Origin of the sequence: Bradyrhizobium sp. PRIMUS42, assembly GCF_023006515.1 — a bacterium.
Taxonomy (GTDB): domain Bacteria; phylum Pseudomonadota; class Alphaproteobacteria; order Rhizobiales; family Xanthobacteraceae; genus Bradyrhizobium.
Genome location: NZ_JALBGZ010000578.1, coordinates 1 through 3,996, shown reverse-complemented (window position 1 = coordinate 3,996; position 3,996 = coordinate 1). Strand labels below are relative to the sequence as shown.

The following is a 3,996-nucleotide window of genomic DNA, read 5'->3' as shown; positions in this document are numbered from 1 at the left end:
GTCACGCTGAATGCGCCGCTGTTCGAGGGCCTGGTCGACAGCAAGGCGATGGTGCGCGGAAGCTGGGGCGCGGCGCCCGTGTCCGGCCTCGAGCCACGGCCCGGCGATTTCGTCGTCGAGAAAATGCGCATGAGCGCCTGGGAAGGCACGCGGCTGGAGACGATCCTGAAGGCGACCGGGCGCGACATGATCATCAACACCGGTGCGTGGACCAACATGTCGGTCGAGCACACCGCCCGCACCGGCGCGGACAAGGGCTATTTCATGATCGTGCCCGAGGATTGCTGCTCGACCATGAACGCCGACTGGCACAACGCCTCGATCAATTTCGCCATGCAAAACGTCGCGATGGTCACCCGGGCGGATGCCGTCATCAGGGCGTTGGGATGAACGCCGGTGAAGCTCCTGCACCTGTCCTGCTCGCCCCGCGCCGACTCCATCTCGAGTGCCGGCGCGCGCGTCTTTCTTGATAGCTTTGGCCGGGCCCGGCCGGACTGGGATCTCGACGTCATGGACATCTGGCGGGAGCGGATGCCGGAATTCTCTGGTCCCATCGTCGAGGCCAAATATGCACGGATAAATGGGCAAGCCTTCAACGATGCGCAACGCGACGGCTTTGCCGAGGCCGAGCGCATGGCGCTGCGCCTGTCGCTTGCCGATCGCGTGCTGATCTCCACGCCGATGTGGAACTTCGGCATTCCCTACAAGCTCAAGCAATGGTTCGACATCATCGTCCAGCCCGGGCTGACGTTTCGGTTCGATCCGTCGCAGGGCTATCTCCCACTGCTCAAGGACCGGCCGACGCTGGTGATTCTCGCCAGCGGCAGCGACTTTGCCACCGGCATGAACCGCGGCCGCATCGACATGGCAACGCCCTACCTGCGCGACATCCTGCGCTTCATCGGGATCGACAACGTTCGTTTCGTGCCGATCGGGCCAACGACTGGACCGCAGCAGTCGATCGAGACTGCGCGGGAAAGGGCTCATCGACGTCTGGCTGCAATGGCCACGAACTTCTGATGCATCCCGCAACGCCGAACCCGTTTAGAAGGTCGCGATTTGCGCCGCTGAGCCTTGGGCCTCCCCTGATCGGGCCTGACGATAGACGTGCCCTGGCTCTGCCCACAGGAACCCATTCGAGAAGGGAACACCAGGATAGGCCGCAGCAAGTCGGCGGCTGCCGCCGTCCGCGTCCTCGCGACCGTCCAACACGTCGCGAAAGGTCCTGGCGACGACGACCATGTCGCAATCCTGCGGCGATAGGCGCAGCGAGCCGACCTTGCTCTGTTGCAAGAGGCCGGCCTCTCCCAGCAGATTGGCACAGGAGTGAGACAGCGTTTGCACGCCGTTGATGGTCAGGAAGTCCTGCTGCTCCAGCGTGTTCAGGAGGAGACCGTCCGGATCTTTCTCACAGACGAAGCGGCAATTGTCCTTGGCGAGCTTGTGAAGGCGCGCATGATAGCAGCGCGCCGAGATGGCCAGCGGCACCCTGCCGAACGCGAACACCTCGATCGTGACATCCGGGATCGCCTTCGCGATCGCCGCGATCGAAGCCAGCGGCAATTCCGGCGGCAGGCAGATGCGCCTTGCCCCGCGCGCGGCGTGAAATGCCGCGCTCGCCTCGTTGTAGATGTTGACGAAGGGACCGATGGCGTGCGGCCGGCCCGCGAGCGCCCTGAGGCAGGTCAGATCATTCACCTCGACCAGCACGCCCTCGGCCGCCGCAAGCTCTTCGGTCTGGCGGCGTTCACGCCGCAGCGAGACCAGGATCAGCGAGCCCAGCAGCACCTCTTTGCCCGCGCTTTGCAGCCGTTCGACAACGGCCGGGATGTGATCTGCGAAGAACGGCGAACGTTTCGAGCAGACGATCTCGCCGACGGAGACGACGTCGACCGGCGCTTCGTCAGCGATACGGAAATAGAAATCGCGCCAGCGTTCCGGCGCCCAATTGTACAGAACTGGACCGAGGCTGAGTTGCATCGCTTGACCTCACATATTCAAAGAGACTAGCGCCAGGTCTTGCGGTAGGCGCCGAGCGTGGAGGCCTGCCCTTCGGTGAACGGCTTCAGGCTCGCAATGTCGGTCTCACTCCCGCTCTCGAGCGCTGCGAGCGCATGACGGAAATGGCGCACCACGCTTTCGACATAGGCGCGGCCGCGCTGGCGGCCCTCGATCTTGAGCGCGGTCACCCCGGCATCGCGCAAGCCTCTAAGCAGGGTCGTGGCGTCCAGGCTGACGGGATCCTCGAAAATATAGCCGGCGCCCTGAGCGGTCGAGAAGCGGCCCTTGCACAGCGTCGGATAGCCCGCAGGCTCGCTTAGCCCGAACCGGTTGATGGTGAAGCCGCCGAGGCTGGACTTGGTCCCGTCCGCGGTCTGCTCGTAGGTCACATGGCTCGGCGGCGAGCAGACGCCCTGCATGTTCGGCGACTTGCCGGTGGCATAGGACGACAACGAGCAGCGTCCCTCGGCCATCACGCAGAGGCCGCCGAACACGAAGACCTCGGTCTCGCAGGCGGACTGCCGGGTGATATCCGCAATCTCCGGCACGCTGAGGACACGCGGCAGCACGACGCGCTTTGCCCCGAAGGTTTCTGCGTAGAAGGCGATGGCATCGGGATTTGCGGCCGCGGCCTGAACCGAGACGTGCAAACGCTGGTTCGGATGGCGCTGTGCCGTGTAGTCCATCAATCCGATATCGGCGAGGATCAGCGCGTCGGCTCCGGCGCTCACCGCATCGTCCACCGCGCGATGCCAGATGTCGACGGCAGAGGCGCGCGGGAAAGTATTGATGGCGACCAGGACTCTGGCGCCGCGGCCATGCGCCAGCGCGATTCCATTGCGCAGCTCGTCGCGGCTGAAATTCAGCCCCGGAAAATTGCGCGCGTTGGTCTCGTCGTTGAAGCCGCAATAGATCGCATCGGCGCCGGCATCAATGGCGCTCTTCAACGCGGCCGGCGTCCCGGCAGGACAGATCAATTCCATCATCTCGATTGCTCGCCTTGGCCCGATGCACCGATCACGCGGCCACGGGCGGCCTCGAAGGCGCGCCGCGCTGGCGCGCCCAGCGGGCCAAACAGCGAGGACAGCTCAGTGGCGAGATCGAGCTGGGCGTCGTCGATCGCATTGCGCAGCGCCAGCACCGCCTCGACATCGCCCTCGACGACGAGTTCGCGCGAGAACATCAGGGCATCGCCGTCGACCCTGCCTTCGAGCAGAGCCAACAGATTGGCGAGCGAGGCCGAGATTCGCGCGTCTAGACCTCGCGGCAAATCGCGCACGACGGACAGGCGCGGCGGCCTGGCCTCGACCACGAAGGCAAACGGCAGATCGATCGGCTTGATCCCGAACCGCGCGCGCGCGTGCGCGCCGAGCCGGTCGAATATTGCAGGGTAGCGCCGATGGATCCGCTGCAGCACGCCGGCGAGAACGAGCTGCAACGGCAGCAGCGGCAGGGGACGCATGGCAAGCGCGACAAGCGGCGGAATCGTCGGCAACGGGCCGGGCGATGCGGCGAACGGATCATTCATGGCCCCACATCTGGACGGATTGCACGCCGCTGTATTTGAGCCGGAACAATGAAGACCGAAATCAACCCGGCTAGCTGTGATTTTTTGGGAGCTTATTCAGTTGCAACGTGATGTGCCGCGCTTTCGCGACCTGTCCGACTTCCTCCGCTTCATCGAAAGCCGGGGGCAGTTGCGACGCATTCGCGAAAAAGTCTCCGTCGTCCACGAGATCACGGAAATCCACCGGCGTGTGCTCGGCGCGCACGGACCAGCACTATTATTCGAGCAGCCCGTCAAGGCCGACGGCAGCCCGTCTGAGATGCCGCTCCTCACCAATCTGTTCGGAACGGTCGAGCGGATCGCATGGGGAATGGGCATCGTGCGCGACCGTCTCGAAGAGCTTGGCGCGCTGATGGCCGAGCTGCGCGCGCCGCGACCACCGAGCAGCATCAGGGATGCCTTCGGCAAGCTCCCGCTCGCGCGCGCCG

General features: G+C 64.7%; 5 protein-coding genes and 1 pseudogene. 3 read left to right on the top strand and 3 right to left on the bottom strand.

Features of this window, described 5'->3' with window-relative positions:
* On the top strand, window positions 1–390 hold a 390-nt coding region (locus MOV75_RS29660; protein ID WP_247007098.1), incomplete at its 5' end, for a cysteine hydrolase.
* 6 nt (window positions 391–396) lie between these two features.
* Window positions 397–1,020 carry an FMN-dependent NADH-azoreductase gene (locus MOV75_RS29655; protein ID WP_246931174.1) on the top strand — a complete coding sequence of 208 codons (624 nt, stop codon included), beginning with the start codon at window positions 397–399 and terminating at the stop codon, window positions 1,018–1,020.
* A 24-nt stretch (window positions 1,021–1,044) separates the two neighbouring features.
* Here MOV75_RS29655 and MOV75_RS29650 read toward each other — a convergent pair whose 3' ends face one another.
* Genes MOV75_RS29650 through MOV75_RS29640 form a run of 3 tightly spaced genes read right to left on the bottom strand, consistent with a single transcriptional unit; the run spans window position 1,045 to window position 3,529 of the window.
* A complete protein-coding gene (locus MOV75_RS29650; RefSeq protein WP_246931175.1) occupies window positions 1,045–1,980 on the bottom strand; it encodes a U32 family peptidase in 936 nt (311 codons plus the stop codon).
* A 26-nt stretch (window positions 1,981–2,006) separates the two neighbouring features.
* Window positions 2,007–2,984: a peptidase U32 family protein gene (locus MOV75_RS29645; RefSeq protein ID WP_246931178.1), complete on the bottom strand. Its 978-nt coding sequence runs from the start codon at window positions 2,982–2,984 to the stop codon at window positions 2,007–2,009.
* Complete coding sequence (locus MOV75_RS29640; protein WP_247007097.1) at window positions 2,984–3,529, bottom strand: SCP2 domain-containing protein; 546 nt, start codon at window positions 3,527–3,529, stop codon at window positions 2,984–2,986. The genes MOV75_RS29645 and MOV75_RS29640 overlap by 1 nt, the downstream gene beginning before the upstream one ends.
* A 112-nt stretch (window positions 3,530–3,641) precedes the next feature.
* Here MOV75_RS29640 and MOV75_RS29635 point away from each other — a divergent pair.
* Window positions 3,642–3,996, top strand: a pseudogene (locus tag MOV75_RS29635) (UbiD family decarboxylase domain-containing protein); the annotation flags it as partial.

Excerpts from the sequence above, each read along its gene's own strand:
- MOV75_RS29650 (WP_246931175.1), bottom strand. The coding sequence starts at position 1,980 with ATGCAACTCAGCCTCGGTCCAGTTCTGTACAATTGGGCGCCGGAACGC.
- MOV75_RS29645 (WP_246931178.1), bottom strand. The coding sequence starts at position 2,984 with ATGGAATTGATCTGTCCTGCCGGGACGCCGGCCGCGTTGAAGAGCGCC.
- MOV75_RS29640 (WP_247007097.1), bottom strand. The coding sequence starts at position 3,529 with ATGAATGATCCGTTCGCCGCATCGCCCGGCCCGTTGCCGACGATTCCG.